This window comes from Paratractidigestivibacter faecalis (genome assembly GCF_003416765.1).
Lineage (GTDB): Bacteria > Actinomycetota > Coriobacteriia > Coriobacteriales > Atopobiaceae > Paratractidigestivibacter > Paratractidigestivibacter faecalis.
The window spans coordinates 233,186-250,181 of record NZ_QSNG01000001.1 but is presented as its reverse complement, the minus strand read 5'-3'; the positions used below and the strand labels follow the sequence as shown (position 1 = coordinate 250,181).

General features: G+C 67.8%; 18 protein-coding genes and 1 tRNA gene. 1 reads left to right on the top strand and 18 read right to left on the bottom strand.

Annotated elements, in window-relative coordinates; translation table 11 throughout:
- Positions 1-44 precede the first annotated feature (44 nt).
- Both DXV50_RS01045 and DXV50_RS01040 read right to left on the bottom strand, forming a co-directional pair.
- Positions 45-2,039, bottom strand: a complete 1,995-nt coding sequence (locus DXV50_RS01045; RefSeq protein ID WP_117204383.1) for a subtype A tannase — start codon at positions 2,037-2,039, stop codon at positions 45-47.
- 73 nt (positions 2,040-2,112) lie between these two features.
- Positions 2,113-3,057 (bottom strand): DegV family protein, encoded by a 945-nt coding sequence (locus DXV50_RS01040; RefSeq protein ID WP_232817410.1) that lies wholly within the window; start codon positions 3,055-3,057, stop codon positions 2,113-2,115.
- A 136-nt stretch (positions 3,058-3,193) separates the two neighbouring features.
- On the opposite strand from DXV50_RS01040, the gene DXV50_RS01035 reads away from it, so the two are divergent.
- Positions 3,194-3,490, top strand: a complete 297-nt coding sequence (locus tag DXV50_RS01035) for an acylphosphatase (RefSeq protein WP_117204382.1) — start codon at positions 3,194-3,196, stop codon at positions 3,488-3,490.
- 114 nt (positions 3,491-3,604) lie between these two features.
- Here the strand turns inward: DXV50_RS01035 and DXV50_RS01030 are convergent.
- The 16 genes from DXV50_RS01030 to rsgA all read right to left on the bottom strand — a co-directional run bounded on the left by DXV50_RS01030 (position 3,605) and on the right by rsgA (position 16,983).
- Positions 3,605-3,680: transfer RNA gene (locus DXV50_RS01030), tRNA-Phe, on the bottom strand.
- Positions 3,681-3,778: 98 nt separating this feature from the next.
- A complete protein-coding gene (locus DXV50_RS09495) occupies positions 3,779-5,740 on the bottom strand; it encodes a DUF2207 domain-containing protein (protein ID WP_157966941.1) in 1,962 nt (653 codons plus the stop codon).
- 92 nt (positions 5,741-5,832) lie between these two features.
- On the bottom strand, positions 5,833-6,405 hold the full coding sequence (locus tag DXV50_RS01020) for an FHA domain-containing protein (protein ID WP_117204381.1): 573 nt from the start codon (positions 6,403-6,405) through the stop codon (positions 5,833-5,835).
- Between the two features lie 32 nt (positions 6,406-6,437).
- A complete protein-coding gene (locus tag DXV50_RS10015) occupies positions 6,438-6,587 on the bottom strand; it encodes a hypothetical protein (RefSeq protein ID WP_157966940.1) in 150 nt (49 codons plus the stop codon).
- A gap of 209 nt (positions 6,588-6,796) precedes the next feature.
- Positions 6,797-7,267, bottom strand: coding sequence for a hypothetical protein (locus DXV50_RS01010; protein ID WP_117204379.1), 471 nt, complete (start codon positions 7,265-7,267; stop codon positions 6,797-6,799).
- Positions 7,264-9,270, bottom strand: coding sequence for a hypothetical protein (locus tag DXV50_RS01005; protein ID WP_147556657.1), 2,007 nt, complete (start codon positions 9,268-9,270; stop codon positions 7,264-7,266). Before DXV50_RS01005 ends, DXV50_RS01010 begins: the two co-directional genes overlap by 4 nt.
- Before the next feature lie 34 nt (positions 9,271-9,304).
- Entirely contained in the window at positions 9,305-9,772 is a 468-nt protein-coding gene (locus DXV50_RS01000) for a TadE/TadG family type IV pilus assembly protein (RefSeq protein WP_117204377.1), read from the bottom strand.
- Between the two features lies 1 nt (position 9,773).
- A complete protein-coding gene (locus DXV50_RS00995; RefSeq protein ID WP_117204376.1) occupies positions 9,774-9,962 on the bottom strand; it encodes a hypothetical protein in 189 nt (62 codons plus the stop codon).
- Positions 9,963-9,967: 5 nt separating this feature from the next.
- Positions 9,968-10,414 carry a hypothetical protein gene (locus tag DXV50_RS00990; RefSeq protein ID WP_147556656.1) on the bottom strand — a complete coding sequence of 149 codons (447 nt, stop codon included), beginning with the start codon at positions 10,412-10,414 and terminating at the stop codon, positions 9,968-9,970.
- 26 nt (positions 10,415-10,440) lie between these two features.
- A complete protein-coding gene (locus DXV50_RS00985) occupies positions 10,441-10,647 on the bottom strand; it encodes a hypothetical protein (RefSeq protein ID WP_117204374.1) in 207 nt (68 codons plus the stop codon).
- Between the two features lie 18 nt (positions 10,648-10,665).
- Positions 10,666-11,259 carry a type II secretion system F family protein gene (locus tag DXV50_RS00980; RefSeq protein WP_117204373.1) on the bottom strand — a complete coding sequence of 198 codons (594 nt, stop codon included), beginning with the start codon at positions 11,257-11,259 and terminating at the stop codon, positions 10,666-10,668.
- The gene (locus DXV50_RS00975; protein ID WP_117204372.1) at positions 11,259-12,197 is read right to left on the bottom strand and encodes a type II secretion system F family protein; all 939 of its coding nucleotides are present in this window, start codon (positions 12,195-12,197) and stop codon (positions 11,259-11,261) included. The genes DXV50_RS00980 and DXV50_RS00975 overlap by 1 nt, the downstream gene beginning before the upstream one ends.
- Positions 12,179-13,501 (bottom strand): CpaF family protein, encoded by a 1,323-nt coding sequence (locus DXV50_RS00970; RefSeq protein ID WP_231996120.1) that lies wholly within the window; start codon positions 13,499-13,501, stop codon positions 12,179-12,181. Before DXV50_RS00970 ends, DXV50_RS00975 begins: the two co-directional genes overlap by 19 nt.
- Complete coding sequence (locus DXV50_RS00965; RefSeq protein WP_157966939.1) at positions 13,502-14,734, bottom strand: AAA family ATPase; 1,233 nt, start codon at positions 14,732-14,734, stop codon at positions 13,502-13,504.
- Positions 14,727-15,446, bottom strand: a complete 720-nt coding sequence (locus tag DXV50_RS00960) for an SAF domain-containing protein (protein ID WP_117204370.1) — start codon at positions 15,444-15,446, stop codon at positions 14,727-14,729. The genes DXV50_RS00965 and DXV50_RS00960 overlap by 8 nt, the downstream gene beginning before the upstream one ends.
- A 328-nt stretch (positions 15,447-15,774) precedes the next feature.
- A complete protein-coding gene (gene rsgA, locus DXV50_RS00955; RefSeq protein WP_117204369.1) occupies positions 15,775-16,983 on the bottom strand; it encodes a ribosome small subunit-dependent GTPase A in 1,209 nt (402 codons plus the stop codon).
- Positions 16,984-16,996 lie beyond the last annotated feature (13 nt).

The following is a 16,996-nucleotide window of genomic DNA, read 5'->3' as shown; positions in this document are numbered from 1 at the left end:
AAACGCCGAACGTTCCGGCGCTGGGGCCCCGTTTTGGGTTTGCCCTACGCGATGCCGCAGCAGGAATTGACCCACTGGACCAGGTTGGAGACGGCGCTGCCGGAGCGCTCCGCCAGCACGTGCCCCTGGCCCCAGACCGGCGTGTAGGCCACGTCGGCCACTCCGTCGTACTTGCCCAGGGCAAGCGACATGTTGAGCGCGGCACAGGGAGAGGCATCGGTGTCAAAGAGGCCCTCGTTGATGCGCCAGTGGGCGGCGACGTCGGCCTGCCCGTAGCCCTCGTAGTGGCCGGAGAGCCAGTAGAGCGGGTTCATCATGGCCACGCGGTCGGCCATGCCGGTCTCGAGCGAGTCGACCTTCTCCAGGTCGTCCTCCCAGGCGGTCTCGTAGTCGGGCTGCCAGTCCGCGAGCGCGGCATAGGCGTCGGCGTTTGCCTTGACCAGGCCGGCCACCACGGAGTCAAAGTGCAGCGTGCTCTCCTCGCCAATGCCAAAGAGCTGGTTCAGGCGAGAGGAGCGGTCGGGCAGGTCGTACGGCGAGGCGGGCCTCTCCGCAGGACGCAGGTGCTCGGAGAAGGCCCTCAGGCTGGAGACCGAGACGCTCTGGCGGCTGCGGTTGTAGTTGATCCAGACGTAGTCCTCATTGAGCGCGGCAAAGTAGCTCTGGGCGCTGTCGTAGATGGTGGACTGCACCTGGGTAAGGCCGGAGGGCAGCGCGAAGTCGGCAGAGGCGTCGGCGGCAGCCGTACCGGCAGAGCCGTTGGCGACGGCGCCGTCCGTCGCGGCGGGAGCGGCCTCGCCGGACTCGGTGGCGCCCGTGTCGGGGGCGCCCGTCGCGGCACCGGCGTCGGCGTCCGTGGCGACCGGGGCCTGGGCGGCCTCGGAGGCGCGCGTGGCGGCAAGGTTGGGGTCTCCCGGGAAGCTGGGCTCCGTCAGGCGCTGCGGCGTGTAGGCGTACGGGAAGGCCGTGTTCTGCACGAAGAACGTGGCCGAGTCGTCGATGACCGAGAGGAGGGCGTCGGCGTAGCTGCCCTGCGCGTAGGCATCGCCGTCCGTGACGTCAAGCGTGAGCTGCGTGTCGTCGGAGAGGCGCAGGTCCATCTCGTTGACGTAGTCGCCATAGGCGCCGGCGAGGTCCTGGGAGAGCTGGCGCGTCCAGGCGCCCTCGACGCGCGTCCCCTCGGCAGAGTACTGGCCCATGGCCCACTCGTAGGCGGCGTTGGCCTCGTCGAAGGAGGTGACGGGACACCAGGATGCAGAGCCAAAGACGGCGTCAGAGAGGGCGGCGCCCTTGGCGTCGTGCGTGGCGGCGCCAATGGACTCGAGGTAGGGAGCGTAGAGCGCGGAGTTGCCGGAGGAGCCCAGGACGGCGCTCACGCCACCGCCAGCCGCAAAGCCAAAGACGAAGACGCGCGAGGCGTCGCACGGCAGGCAGCCCGCGTTGTAACGCAGGTAGCGAACGGCGGCCTTGAGGTCCACCACGGGCCACGGAGAGCCGCCCGGGTAGAGCTCGTTCTTGCCGCTGGCGGTGTCGTAGCCGGCGCTCCTGCCGCGGAAGCCGGCGTAGACGTAGATGCAGCCCGCCTGCATGAAGGGAGCCAGGCCGTCGTAGGAGTAGGTGGTGGGACTGGTCTGCGGGCTCAGCGTGCCGGTGTTGACGGGCATGAGGATGGGCGCCGTGGAGGGGGTGAAACCGCCCACGACGGCCTTCTCGTCAACGGTGCAGCGGTAGGTGTCGCCGTTCTTCTCGGCCGAGAAGTACTTGCCGGGTACGAAGACGGCCAGGGACTCGTAGGTCTTGGTGGCCGGAGACTTGCAGTAGGCAAGGCCCAGCTGGTAGTAGACGTCATTGTCCTCGTCGTAGCGCCAGGCGCCCTCGTTAAGGGCAAGGTCCTTGAACTCCTCGAGGTCAACCTGGGAGTCCTGGGGTCCGTTGCCGGGGTCCTCGGCGGGCTTTTGCTCGGGCTTTGTGCAGCCGGCAATGCCGGCCAGGGTGCCTACGCCCGCAAGGGCAAGGAAATCTCTTCTTGTGAAGCCCATCGTCTCTCCTTGATGGTGGTGTCTCTGATGACGCTGGTAGTGGTGCCGCCTGCGGCGGCCGGGCGCCGGGGCGCTACTTGGTCTCCCTCACGCCCTTGACCTTGGTGACCTGCTTGTCCTTGCGGCGGTCATTGCCCCAGAAGCAGCAGGAGACCATGCCGGGGCCGACGTGGGAGCCAATGGTCGGGCCGATGGTGGGGCGCAGGACGCGCATCTCGGGGTCGACGCGCTTGAGCTCGGAGGCAACGTTGAAGCCGTCCTCCGCGGCATCGGCGTCGCCCACGGCGGCAACGTGGCCGTAGGGCTCCAGCTCGCGGTTCTTCTGGAAGTAGTCGGCCAGCTTGCGCATGCCCTTCTTGCGGCCGCGCGCCACGGCGCGGATGCCCAGCGTGCCGTCCAGGTTGAAGTGGAGAAGTGCCTTGACGTCCAGGGCGTCTCCGATGACGGCCACGCCCTTGGGCAGGCGGCCGCCGCGGTGCAGCGCGTCGAGGTTGTCCACCATGAAGAGGGTGTGGACGTGGTAGCGGGCCTCCTCGGCCCACATGGCCAGCTGCTCGGCGTTGAGGCCAGCGTCGCGCTGGGCGCAGGCCTCGTCAAGGAAAAGCGTGAGGGCGGTGGAGGCAAGCAGGCTGTCCACCACGTAGATGCGCACCTCCTCGTCGGGGTGCTCGTCCTTCAGGCGCTGCAGGCTCATGAGAGCACCCTCGTAGCCGCCGGAGATGCCGCTGGAGATGCAGAAGAGCACCGTGGGCACGCCAGACTCGTAGGCCTCGCGGAAGGCCTCGTCGTACTCGAGCTGGGAGGGCTGGGAAGTCATGGGGCAGGCGCCGCGGCGGATGGCGTCGTAGAACTCGTGGGCGCTGCGGGACTGGAAGAGGTCGTCGTCGCCGGAAAGGCCGCCGTCGGGGCGGTCCGCCTCGACGTAGTGGAACGGCAGGATGCGAACGTTCTTCTCGGCTGCTTGGGCGGCCGTGAAGTCGCAGGTGGAGTCACACATGATGTTGCACTTTGCTGCCACGGAATCTCCCTTCGGAATCTGAGCGCGGCGGGCGCGCGAGGTATCGTGGGTACTATTGTAAGCGCGTGGAAAGGGGCGTCCCTTCCGCAAGCGCGGACGCCCACCATAAACGGACAGCCGGAGGCGAGAGGCAATCATGCAGGCAGGGGACGGCGCCCTGAGGCGCACGCGGTATCGCTTTGTGGGGCAGGTCCAGGGCGTGGGCTTTCGCTGGACGTCCTCGCGCATAGCAAGCGGGCTGGGGCTCACCGGCTGGGTGCGCAACGAGTACGACGGCAGCGTAACCTGCGTGCTGCAGGGCACGGACGCGCAGATTGGCGCGTTCTTCTCGCAGCTGGCGGACATGATGCACCGGTACGCCCGCTACGCCATAGACTCTCGCGAGGACGAGGGCGTCGTCGCCGGCGAGAGGGACTTCCGCGTCAGGTACTAGGCGAGGCGCAGGCAGAGGCGGAGCGTACGGGGCCTTGGGTGAACGCCGGGCGAGCAGACGGTGCATACAAAAAAACGAGGTCGGAGACATTAGGCCTCCGACCTCGGCGTTTACTGGTGGCGGGGAAGGGAGTCGAACCCCTGACACGGGGATTTTCAGTCCCCTGCTCTACCAACTGAGCTACCCAGCCGTTGTTGCGCGGGGATTACTATAGCAAAGCCCGGTCCCGCGTCCAAGCACTTTTTTGGATAAATCCAAAGAAAGTTTGCTTGTGGCGAGAAAGGCCAGCTAGAAGGCACCGCCTCCGCCGCCTCCGCCAAAGCCGCCGCCCCCGCCGCCGGAGAAGCCGCCGCCCCCGCCGCCACCGGAGCTGTCCGAGGACGCTGCCAGGGCCGCATCCGAGACGTGGTGGGCAGACTGCATGCTCTGGGTGAAGACGGCCGCCGGAGAGGATCCGCCGTGCCAGCGGTAGTAGTACCAGCCGTAGGTGGGCATGAACGCGGGGTCGTCAAGCACCTGCGGCATGGTGGCGCGCAGCTGGTCGATGACCTCGTCGGCCACGTCCAGGACCACGGCCATGACCAGCAGGCGATTCCAGAGGACGACGTCGGAGGGAACCGCCTCGGAGAGGTGCGTGAAGTCGGTCAGCCAGCTCCTGAGGGCGCGGAGCTTTGCCAGGGTCTCGATGCCCTCGCGATTGATGCGCTTCATGGAGGCCGCCGTCACGAAGGCGGCCACGGCCGCGGCGACAAGCAGCAGCGGCAGGCCGATCATCGCGAGCACGGACGCCTCAAAGATCAGGTAGGCGACAAAGACCACGAACGCCAGGATGCAGTCGATGACACCGGCGAGCACGAGCCAGCCACGGCCGTTGCCCTTCTCGCCGCTGTCCTCGAAGCGCTCCGCGTACTTGCCCGTAACGGCACCCTCCCACTTCTCGTAGGCGGAGTGGTAGAGCTCCGGCTCCTTCTTGGCAAAGGACTCGATGTGCGAGAAGTAGAGCTTCTCGCCGTCGTCGGAGATGGTCTTGAAGAGCAGCGAGAGGGTCTTGCTGTCCACCGTGTGCGTGGCCTTGTCCCGCGCGGAGTCCGATGAGCGCGGCATGCCCTTGAGCTTGGTCACGCGGTAGTCCTCGCGGACCTTGTCGCCAAAGAGCCCCTTCTTCTTGGTGGTCACCTTCTCCAGGCTGATGTAGCCCTCGTCCGTGAGGCGCATGAGCGTTGCCGTCAGCTCCTTGCCCTCCACGGATCCGCCGTTGAAGAGCGCGCCGAGCACGGCGGGATGGTCGGAGGTGGGGACGTCCCTGAAGTACTTGTCCTTGAAGTCGGGCTCGTTGTCGCGGTCGTACTTGCGCTTCTTGAGCAAGGCGAGAACGACGGTGCCCACGGCGGCAATGGCGGCCAAGGCGCCCGTGCCCCAGACGAGAATGCGCGCGCGGGTGCGCCTTGCGTTTGCCTCGTCGGCCCACTGCTGCTCCTCGGAGAGGATGGAGTCCAGGCGCCCCGCGGAGCTCTGCGAGAGGCCGGAGAGCCAAGACTGCGGGAAGGTGACGCGCATCTCGGCGTACTCGTCCGTACCCACGCCGGAAGCGGTGAAGACGACGTCGCTGCCAGAGAAGCTCACGCTGCCGTCAAGGGGGCCGTGTCCCCAGGCGCGGACATTCTGCCCCGCGGTCACGGACTCCCCCGCCGGAACGGGAAGGTGCAGCGTGCAGGTGACGTTTTGGGACTCGACGTCCCAGCCGTCGGAGACGAACTTCCAATAGAGCTCTCCGGTGTCCTGCAAGCGCGTCGCTATGCCCGTGGCGTCATAGGCAATGGTGAACCTTGCCTTCTCGTTGCGGTGGGCGGAATAAATCTTGAGGCGCTGGATGGACCCGCGATCAGAGATGCTGTAGGTGCCGTCCTCGTCGGAATCGGAGAGGCGGAAGGCGTCAAGGGAACCCGCGGTGCTCTCGCCGGCAGAGGTCACGTTGATCTCGACCTCCTGGCCGTTGTTTGGGTTGTAGCCGGTCGGGATGTCCCAGTAGACGCCGTTGAAGCTGCCGTCAAAGTCAAAGGTACGGGTCTCCACCACGTGGAGGGTGCCGTCGGCGTCAACGGTGGCGTCGATGTCCACCTGGGTTATCTGGTAGCTGCGGTCGCTCGCCAGGGCTTGCCCCGGCAGCAGGAGAAGGCCGCTCAGAAAGGCGAGAAGCACGAGCAGGGGACAGAGTGCGCGGCGGACGGGCCGCCCGTAACGTTTTGCCATTTGAACCTCCGGGGAGGACGTGGTCGAGCGCTTGCAGCAAGCATAGCAAAGCGGCCGTGGCCGCGCCCTCCCCTTCCCGAAAGGCAGGCGGCTCAGGCGAGCTCGTCGACGATCGGCTCTCCCACCAGGGTCAAGAGCGACCCGCAGACGACAACGGACTCGCCCTGGGCAACGAGCGTCCCCTCCCCGACGGGCACGCCGTCCTTTGTGGCGGGAAGCCCGGCGTCCATGTCAAACGCCAGCGCGCCCCCGTCCGCCGGAACGAGCCGGAGGTGCCTGGGAGATGCCAGGATGGAGTGGAGGACCACGTCGCAGGACAGGTCGGACCCCAGCACGAGCCCCTCTCCCGGCAGGGGGAGAATGACGTCTGCCGAGTCCGTCCTCAGCCAGACGCGCAGGTCGGGCCGCTCCGGCAGCTCGCGCGCATGCGCCTCCCCAAAGCCCTCGGGCTCCTCGAGACCACCTTCCAGGAGGGCGAACTCCTCGGGGATGCCCGCCCTCGCAAGATCCTCCTCTCGGTTGCGCCCGAAGTCGTACAGACAGCCATAGCAGACGTCCATGTCATCGAACAGGACCTCCCCGCAGCGGGGGCAGCGCTTCTCGCCATAGCCTTCTGGCACGGCTACCCTCCGGCCGACGGTCGCGGTCGCATCCATCTCTCCCATAGCTTCCTTCCCTTCCCCAGTCCGACGTCAGCTCACGCGCAAAGCGCGTCCGCAGTTACGGAGCAGACCCAAAGCTGCTCGCCCCGTCCCGGCCACGCCCCGTCAGAGCTTGGCCGCTCGATGACGCAGAACGCCTCGGGACACGCCCTGACCTCACCGGGGGCCACATCCCTACAGCTCATGAGCACTTCTCCTTCCTTTCCAATAAACAGCAGGTCAAGTGGATATCTCATGCCAAGCGTGTGCACGGACCCGCAGCGGGTGAGCATCACGGGGTACGCATCCGCGTCCGTTCCCAGAAGGCCCTTGAGCCTTGCCGTCCAGGAGCCAAGTACCCTCACCTCGATGCTCCATCCCGGCCATTCCTCCGACCTCAATCGAGCCCGTGCCATCAGATCACCACCCCCGGCCTGAACCTGTCCACCACAAGCTCGCGCGAGTGCGAGAGCACCGCGGGAGCCTCAAGCGAGACGCCTGGCAGCCGCAGTTCCCGCGGCCAGGGGGCAAACGTCATCGAGCAGGTGTAGCGCGTCAGGAACGGGGAGATTTCGAAGGAGGCGCCCCCACCGCCATCGTCCAGGCGCTCGGCACTCACCCGCACCACGCAGGGCGAGCCGTCCATGGCAAGCGCAAGGGCCTCCCTCACCTCGTCGACCGCCCCCACCTGAGACTGCTCACCAGCCGGAGAAACCCCGTGGGAGACCACGGCGTCAAGGCATGCCCGGTCAAACCTCGCGCAGAGGGCCATGAACTCCATGAGGTTGACGCCCACGAGGGCAACGACGAGGACGACGGGCACCAGAACTGCGAGCTCGACCACCATCTGCCCCGATCGCGCGCCCCATGCACCATTGGCGCTCATTGCGTTTCTCCCCTCAGGTAGTCCCCGAGCCTCGAGACGTCGACGGTCAGGGGAATGCTGATGTCGGTTCCGGGTATCTCCAGATTGGCCACGGTTATCGTCGGCCCATACTCGTCGGCCGCCCAAATGCCCAATGCCCTCGCGTAGTCCATGACCGATCCGGACTCGGGCAGCGCTTCGACGAGCGTCCTCACGGTTCCGGCCCCCTCAAGGCCGCCCTTGTCGAGAACATCCTGGGAGTTGACCGTTACCGGCTTTCTAAGCCTCATGTCCGCGGGCTGGATACCAAGCAGTGAGATCGTCTCGCCGAGGCGGTCCGCCAGCCAGGAACCAACCGTGCCGCCAAAGACCCCATCGAGGTTTCCCAGGAATTCCCCCACGGTCGAGGAGACCGAGGTGGCGAGAGACCCATACCCCACAAGCAGGCGTCCCCAGAGCCCAAGCACGCCATCCGCAACCCCGACGACCAAAGATCCGGAATCCGTCAGGCCGTCGAAGAAGGACGAGAGGACGTTGTTGTCGGCAGTCGCGCCGTCTGGGGCAAGGGCCGCCGCAGAGACCGCCGCGCCCGCGGGAATGCGTCCCGACGAGACAAAGGCCAAGGTCAGCTCCGAGGGAGTGACGGCCGACTCCCCGCGTGCGACGACGGCGACGCACCCCCACGCGCCCGGCGGGCAGAGGCTCGGCCTTCTCACCGAGAGCTGCCTCACCGCCTCGGCAAACGTCTGGGCCCCGCCATCGGCAAGCTCTCGGACAGAGCGCTCCGCTTCGGCCAGGTCGGCGCGGGCGGCCACGTAGTCTCCGGCAGCCTCCACGACGAGCCTCCAATGGTGCTCGAAGCCGTTTTCTATGGCAGTCGACGCCGCCGCGACCTTGCCCATCTGCGAGACGTCCATCCGGCAGACCTCGCAACGGGAGACGGCGCCCTGCTCGAGGTCGCGGAGGGAAGCCGCTCCCTCCACACCGCCCAAGGCGCCGGGGCATCCGTTCCAGGAGTGAAGGACACGCCCACCCTCCTCGCAGGAGACGGGCCACAGGGCATCCGTGTAGAGCCTTCCCGCACGGACCTGCTCGGCATTGCACGGCAGGGCCGGAAGGTCCGCCACCACCCCATCGTCAAGCTCCGCATACTCGCCCCTCCTGACCTCGTCGAGGGCAAAGGAGTAGAACGCCCGGCGACACGCCGCGTCGGTCAGCTCCTCCGGATTTCTTCCCTCGAGCGCCGCCGCGCCAAGGCGGGCCGCGTAATATCTCCTCGCCCTCAGAAGCGGGACGCCAAACGTCCATTCCTCGGGTGACGCGTAGTCGGGATTCTGCGCATCCGCGAGCCCCGCAAGATGGGCAGCGCGCTCCCGCAGGCAATAGGGACTCGAGCCGCAATCCGCCATCCATCCCCGCTCGAGGGCCTCCCGAGCCCTCTCCTTGGCCTCCTGTGCCTTGGAGGACTCCTCCCCCAGACGGTCCGCCAGGTCCGTGAGGGCGTTCCCGTCCGCCCCGTCCTCAAGGGCGCCAAAGTCCGATTGCGACTCCAGGGGAAATGGCACCGCGCATCCCACGTAGTCGAGCCCCTCCCTCGAGTTGGCCCGCGCGCACGACCCCGAGTTGGCGACGACAAGGGCGGGAAGCAGCCCCTCGAGCCTCTGGAGCCCCTCGTTGGCCTGCCGCGAGAAGTCCCTCCTGGCGTCAAGCACCCGGGCGCCCGCCTTGGTGACCTGTGCGCCCCTTGCGGCAAGCCCGGGCACGCACGAGACCGCCAGGCCCGCCCCGCACGTGACAAAGCCGGCAAGCCCCATGCTCAGAACGCACGCGTCGAGAACCTGCGCGACCGTCGAGTAGGCAGCGACCGCGTTCTCTCCCGAGAGGGCCACGGCATCGGCAACCTGCTGGACTTCCGCGGAGCGAGCGCCAACCCATTGCGCCGCAGCGGACCCAAAGACAAGCGAGAGGCTCACGAGCAGGGCCACGGCGACGGCGACGGTCGTGTAGCCTCCCTCGTCGTCCACGAATGCACCAACGGTGGGTCCGAGGGCCCGCCCATCACCTCCACATGCCAACCCAGTCCCCATAGCTTCCCTCCAGCCAATCCGGCCTCGTCGAGGCCGTCACGCGCGCCTCCAGGACAAGGCCCTTCTCGTCCGACTCCCCCAGCAGCCCGCAGATGCCCCCAAGAAGCGGAAGGGGGCGGGCATGCCCGGAGAGGAGCACCTTCACGAGCCCCCTCTCATCCGGACCCTCCGTCGAGACCTCCCAGTCCTGCTGGCCTCCCACGTGAAAGACCGAGACCTCGGGCACCGCGGCAAGCCTCCTGAGCGCAAAGGGACGCACGTCGAACCCCTCCCTTGCCGTTGCCGCCAGACGCGCCACCTCGACGGCTGCCCCCTCCATGACGCAACGCGTGTAGAGAAGGCAGGCCGGCTGCATCAGAAGCGCGAGCAGCAGAAGGGTCGTCGGAAGGAGGAGCGCGGCCTCGACGCTCGCCTGGCCCCTTTGGCTCCAAGGCGCCATCTCAGAACCCCGCCGCGTCTTTGAGCGCCCCGAGCCAGCCATCCGGCGCGGCATGGGAGGCCGCGGCCGTGGCCAGCGAGAGCAGCGTTCCGCCCGACGCGGCGCGCCACAGAAGGCCCAATGCCCCCACCATCGAGGCGAAGGCCGCAAGAATCAGCAGGTATTCGGTGGTGGACTGGCCACCACGCACCCGTCTCAGCCTCCCCCTTCTCCACGCAGCCCGGAGGCGTCCATGCGCATGACGCCCACCTCGCTTCCCCCACCCTCTCGCTCGCCGACGACGCATACGTCCACCCACCCCTCTCCCTGGATCACGCATCCCCACGTCCTCCCAAGCAGGTCAAGCCAGCCGGACCGGGCCACGACGCAGTCTCCCCTGGCGGCATACTCGTCAAGCACCCTCTCGGCCTCCTCGGCAGCAGGCAGCTCGCTCAGGTGCCCCGTCTGCCCGACAGCCCCGGAGCCCATGGCGGCGACGAGGCCACGCACCTCGTTGTCGACCGGAGCCTCCGCAAGAAGGGAGCCGACGGCGGGTGCAGGCGACGATTCCGACGTCTTGCCCCCGGCCGATGCCTCGTCGCCCGCCCGGCCCGCAACCCCCACGGCGGCCGCCAGCAGGGTGAGCGCCATCGCGCCAATCACGGCCCTGCGCCGCAGTCCCTCTCGCCTCACAGCGAGTTGATGCCACTGGCGATGGCATCCCAGAGCTGGCTCACCTTGTCCTTGAACGCAACGATGGCGACAATGGCTATCACCACCAGCACGCCGACCAGAATTGCGTACTCGGTCGTCCCCTGTCCGCAGCGGTTTCTCAGCAGCCTCCAGCCGTCTCCCCACAGGGGCGCAACGTTCTGTGGCCTACGACATCCAAGCATTCTGTCCTCCAAACAACGTCATCCAACAACCAACGCCTGGCCCAGAAGCGGCCCAAGGATCGCAACGAGCATCGCCGGGACGATGAGCGTCCCCAGGGGCACGAGCATCTTCACCGGCACCCGCTCTATCTCCTCCTCAACTTGCGAGCGCTGCTCGTCCCTGATGGCCTCGCCCTGGCGCTCGAGCGCCTCCGCCAAGGGCGTTCCAAAAGAGAGGGACTCGGCGACCACAGAGGCAAAGCGCCTGAAGGCCGGGACCCCAAGCTCGTCGGCGAGCCTTGCGAGCTCGGCCTCCCTGCTCCTGATGCCCATGCGCCAGGCGAGCATCGACTCCGAGAGGGCGCGGGAGAGCTCCCCGTCATACCGCTCGCAGTACAGCTCGAGCGAGGCATCAAACGAGAGGCCGGCCGCAAGCCCAAGCGTAAGGACGTCAAGCATCGCGGGCAGCTCCCCAAGGCACCTGCGCCTCCTCTCCGCCTCGGAGGGCGGGACCTCGCGCGGGGGCCTCCTGCATGCGACGACGCGGGCGCGCCACGCCCCCAGCACGTCAAGCGCGGCGAGGCAGGACGCAAACGAACACAGGGCCGTACCCAGAAGCAGCAAGACGGGCATCAGACAACTCCCCTCATCAGCTTTCGAATGATCAGCAGGGCCGCGGCGTCCATGGCAAGGGCAATGAGGACGCTTGCCAACCCGGCGGGCGTCAGAAGCCCCCTCTGAAAGTCAGGCGATATGAGCGCAAGGAGAAGGACGAGGGCGAGCGGAAGGGCACAGACGATGCGCACAGACAGCCTCACCTGGGCGGTCTTCACCGCAAGCAGCCTCTGGAACTCCCCCTGCCTCTCAACCAGGCGGGCCGACCTCGTGAGCAGCTCCCTGAGCGGGCTACCCGTCCTGTGCGAGACGACCAGGGCGGTCGCGAGCAGCTCGACGCCAGGGGCCTCGAGCTCGGCCGCCAAAAGCCCCAGGGCCTCCTCGGTCCCCAGGCCGCACCTGAGCCTCAGCGAGAGCCTTCCGAACGGCTCCGCGGCCGGGCCTCGCTCGTGGGTCCCCACGTACTCGACCGCCTGCGCAAGCGTCTGGCCCGAGCCCATGGCAACCGAAAGCGTCCTGAAGACGGCGGGCATCTCCTGCGCAAGCTCCCTCGACCGAACCGACCTCGCGCGCGCCCCCCATGCCCCAAGCGCCAACGCCACGCCCAGCATTGCCGCAACACCTGCGACGATCGACCAAAACAGTAGCGCCGAGAACATCCCGCAGGCAGCCACGGCCAGCAGCAGGAGCGCCTGAGCCTGGTCCTCGCCGAGCGTGACCCCGGCGCGGGCAGCGAAGGCCCTGACCCTTCTCGCCGCCCAACCCCACCCAGGCAGGAGCGACGCTGCCTGGACGACCGGGGTTGGCCCCAGGCGGACAAGTGCCGCCAACCCCCTGGGCGGCAGCGCCCTGCCGGCCAGGACGATGGCGCCGCCCAGGCGCGGAGCCTCCCCCAGGGCTAGCGCCGCAGCGATTCCGGCAGAAGCCGCCGCGGCCATCAGAGCGAAGACCTCCATGCCTCCACCTCCTGCCTGGGGATGGTCCCGTCCCTGACGCCGCGCTCCACAAACGGTGGCTCGGCAAGCAGCGTCCACTTGCAAAGTGCCTGGTCAAAGCTGACGATTTCCTCAAGCTCCACCACCTCGGAGCCACGGCCCCGGCCCACCAGGCTCGCAGACGCCATGACCCTCTTGCCGCTCGGCAGGCGCCTGGCCATGACGATGAGGTCGACCGCGGTGGCAATCTGCTCCTCGATGAGCTCCGTCGGCAGGTCCATGCCAAAGCGGGCCATGAGCACGAGCCTCAGAACCGCCTCCTCGGCACTGCCAGCATGCAACGTGGTCAGACTGCCCTCGTGTCCCGTGTTCATGGCCTGGAGCATGTCGATGCACTCCTCTCCGCGCACCTCGCCCACCACGATGCGGTCCGGCCTCATGCGCAGGGCATTCTTCACGAGGTCCCTGATGGTCACCTCGCCCGTCCCCTCGATGGATGCGTCTCTCGCCTCAAGCCGCACCACGTTGAGGTGGCTGTCAAACCTCAGCTCCGCCGAGTCCTCGATGGTCACGATTCGCTCGCGCGGCCCGATCTCGCACGAGAGGGCGTTGAGCAGCGTCGTCTTGCCGGAGCCCGTCCCTCCCGCCACGGCAATGCCGCACTTGGTCCTCACCGCCCAAGACAGCAGGGTCGCGTACCAGGCCGGAAGCGCCCCCAGCCCCACCAGGCGCCGCAGCGTCCACGCGCGGTCGGAGAACTTGCGGATGGTGATGGAGGGCCCGTCGATGGAGATTGGGTCCGCGACGGCGTTCACGCGGTCTCCGTTTGGCAGGCGGGCGCTCACCAGGGGGCTCGCCCTGTCCAGCCTTCGCCCGAGGGGCGCCAGGATGCGGTCGATGGCGATCATGATCTGCTCCGGCGAGTCAAAGCGCGTCTCTGCCTGGCATATCTCCCCGCCACGCTCGTAGAAGAGCGCGTCGCACCCGTTGATCATGACCTCGGTGATCGAGTCATCCTCCAGCAGCGGCTGAATGGGTCCGAGGCCGCAGACCTCGTCGAGCACCTGGTCAACCAGGCTTGCCCTGTCACACAGGGCAACGTCCTCGTATTCGCCGGTGTTGAGGGCGGACTCAAGTGCCACCGACAGCTCCGCCCGCGCCCGCGCACCTCCCTCGCCCGCCAGCATCCCCGCCATCGCGTCCAGGCCCAAGCGGTCGACGAGGTCAGCCTTCAGACGCTCCCTTGCTCCCCTCAGAGAGGCGGCGCCCGGCTCGACTGCACCCTGCACGCGCTCGACCTCGCGCACGCGCTCCAGGACAGACACCTACCTCGCCTCCCTCCGCAGGCCCAGGGAGAACGGCCACCTCTTGGTGGTCTGCTCCTCAGAGAGCCTGCGCGCCTCCTCGTCGTCGGGAAGGCGCCCGAGCTCCAGCAGAAGCTGTGCCGTCACCGCAGAGACCGACCGAGAGAAAGGCCCCGTCAGCCCCATCAGGGACGCAACCTGCCCCGCCGCAATCAGCTCGGAAACCTCAGCCCCACCGTCAAACACGCGAAACACCCTCGCGGCCTCAAGCCCCACCTCGGCGCGAAGAAGCGAGAAGTCCGTCTTTGCGTGGGGGTTTGCGCGATTCTCCAGCCTGGAGATCCTCGTCCGCGCGACGCCGAGCCTGACCGCGAGGCCTCCCATGCGCGCGATCGCGGCCATGGAACCAGGCGCGCCGTCGCTCACCAGGACGAGCCGGTCGCACATCTGGGCCGCCTGGGCGACGGCGTCCGTAAACGTCGTCGAGGTATCCACCAAGACCAGGTCCGTCCCCTCGGCGGCCCTCGCCACCAAAGACGCCGCCTGCGGCATGACAAGCTCGGACATCTCGGGCCTGCCGCAGGGCGCCGTCACACTCACCCCCGGAGACGCCGAGAAGAGCGCGTGGCCCTCCGACCCCCGCTCGCCCACCAGGCTCGTTGGGTCAACGACCGGCCTCACGCCAAAGCACGAGTGCAGGTTTCCGCAGGAGAGGTCGAGGTCGACGGCCGCCACCCTCATGCCCCATCGAGCAGCCGCGCAGGCCATCCCCGCGACGATGGTCGTCTTTCCGGCGCCGCCGCGGCCCGAGCAGAGGGCTATCACGGGGGCACGCCTCTCGAGCTGTCCCAGCAGGCTCCGTGGGTCGGCGGACGGGGGGCTAGACGGGAGCGAAGAAGGCGGCTCCGCCTCCCGGCATTCCTCGCCCGTCGGGTCAAGCACCAGGTCTATGCCGGCGTTTCTCGCCCGCGACCTGAGGGACCCCGAAGCGCCCCGCCTCACCAGCGCCACGACCCTCGCGCGCCCGTCTTTCGCTATGGCCGCGGCCAGGTTGACGTCGGAGACGCCGTCGGAGGTCATTCCGACGATGACGCCCAAGGCCCCGACCTCGCTGTCTCGCACCATTCGCCTGAGTTCGTCGGCGTCATGGGCCATCGAGAGCTCGTCAAGCGCCCCAAGTGTTCCCGCAGCCCTCTGCAGGTCCCCTATGCCCTCATCGATGCAATAGCCAACCCACTCGCAGGCATCACTCATCGTCCGCGCCCCCATTCTTGTCGGAATCCGCAGGGACCTCCGCCGTCACCTCGGCAGGAGCCTGCTGGCGTTCGCTCACCGACACGCCCTCCGCCGGCACGATCAGGCGCAGGGAGCCCTCTCCGCCCGCAACCAGGAGCTCCGCCACGGCCTGCGGCCTCACCGCCAGCGTGACGCTGGCTCGCGCCCCCAGCGCACCGCCCTCCCCGAGGGAGGAGATCACCTGCACGTCATCGCTCAGGACCCGCGCTCCGGACTCCCCGACCCTGAAGGCCACGACTCTTGTGCCGACCCCAATGTCCGAAGGCAGGCCGAGCTTCTCGCCAAACGGAACGGATGCGGCAACGTAGCCGTCCGGAACGTCCGCAGAGGTTGCCGCCTCCCTGAAGTTGAGCTGCGTGACGGGAGAGCCCTCGCTTGCCGGAACCGTGACCTGGCGTCCGACGACCTCGTCGAGCGAGACGTAGCTGCCCTTGGGAACGAGGTCGCTTACCCAGTCGCGCTCCACGACGTTCTGGCGAGACACCACGTCGCCCACCTCAAGGGCCTGCCCGGCAACGACCACCTTGGTGACCTCGCCGCCATAGCGCTCGAGTGCCTCCGCACGCTCTCGGTCGGCATCCGCGCGAACCTGCTGCCCGTAGGCCAGGCATAGCACGAGCGTCAACAGCGAGAACGCCGCAGCCAGCGCCAGCCTCACTCTCCGTGTCATCCTCAAGCCCTCCCCCGCACTCCAAGGCACCCGCGGTGCCAATCAAGGTGAGGGCATTCTCGCCTTCGGCCAAGAGCCTCACCGCCTCGTCGGAGAATTGGCCTTTCCGATTTCTTGCGGCTGGCGGACACGTGGCTTTCACGTCAGGGCGCCTAGCTTGAGACGCGGGCCTCTCAAACTCGGCTCATTTGGCTTTAGCCAACTAAAGTGGCTTTCTCCACTTCACGGTTCCTTCACACGGACGCGCGCACGGCCACACGCAAAAGCCCGCGTGGCCCAAGGGGCGCCACGCGGGCTTTCAGAGAAACCGCTCCATTGTGCCAACCGGCTAGATGACCACATCCGGGTCTAGGCTCGCCGCGCTCTCGCGCATCTCGCGCGCCAGGGCGAGGTAGCAGCTAACCCGCACGTCAGAGAAGCCCGGCTCCGCATCGGCGTGAGCCTGCCGCACCTGGCACCCCGGCTCGTGGGTATGCGTGCAGTCGCGAAAGCGGCACTGCGTGGCCGCCTCCGTAATCTCTGGAAAGACCTTGGCCAGGCCGCGCTCGTGACCGACGATGGGCAGGCTCCTCAGCCCAGGCTCGTCGACTATGACGCCGGCGCCCGGAAGAGAGACCATTCTCCTGGCCACCGTTGTGTGCCTTCCGGCGTCGTCTGCCGCACGGACGGCGCCCGTCTCCAGCACGTCGCGGCCGAGAAGCGCGTTCAGCAGCGTCGACTTGCCCGCTCCCGACTCTCCCAGCACGATAGCGACCACGCCCTCGGGCACAAGCGCCCTGACGGCGTCCTCTCCCCAAGAGACGCCAAGCTCGTCGGCGGCCCTGCGGACGCGCGTCGCCTCGTCGCCCCTGGCAGCAGAGGACGTGAGCGCCAGGTGGCATCCCTCGCCAAGGACCTCCCTCACGGCAGCGACATCCCTCGCAAGGACGCCATCGCTCGCCCGGTCCGCCTTGGTCAGCACCACGGCGACGTCCGCTCCGCAGTCCCGTGCAATGACGGCACTGCGGGCGATGCGCTCGCAGGACACCTCGCGCTCTCCGAGCTGCTGAACCACAAGCACCACGTCAACGTTGGCGGCAAGGGTCTGCTTCTCTCCGCGGGCCTTTCCGCGCCAGCGCGCTATGTCGCTCTCGCGCGGCAGAATCTCCTCGATGAGGCCCATCTCGTGGCCATCGGGCAGGCGCGCACACACCCAGTCGCCCACGGCCACCCGGGAGTTCTCCTGGCCGGCAAGCCCGCCCTTGGTGAGCCTCGTGGCAAACTCCGCCCTAAAGGTCTCCCCCTCGCTGCACACGGCGGGGTACCCGCGGTCAAGGCGGACGACGCAGCCCATCACAAGCTCGTCGGCATTCTCGCCAGCCCGCCCAGCTCGCGCCTGGGCAGCCAGAAACGCCTCGCGCTGCCGCTCGCTGACAGAGAGCTCCCCAAACGCCGGGAGCTCCGTCAGCGAGGAAAGAGCCGGCAGGACCCCCTGCTGGGCCCCACCGGCTCTCCTGCTTCGCGTCTTCCTACCACTCTTGCTAGAACGCTTAGCCACAGTTCCTCAATCT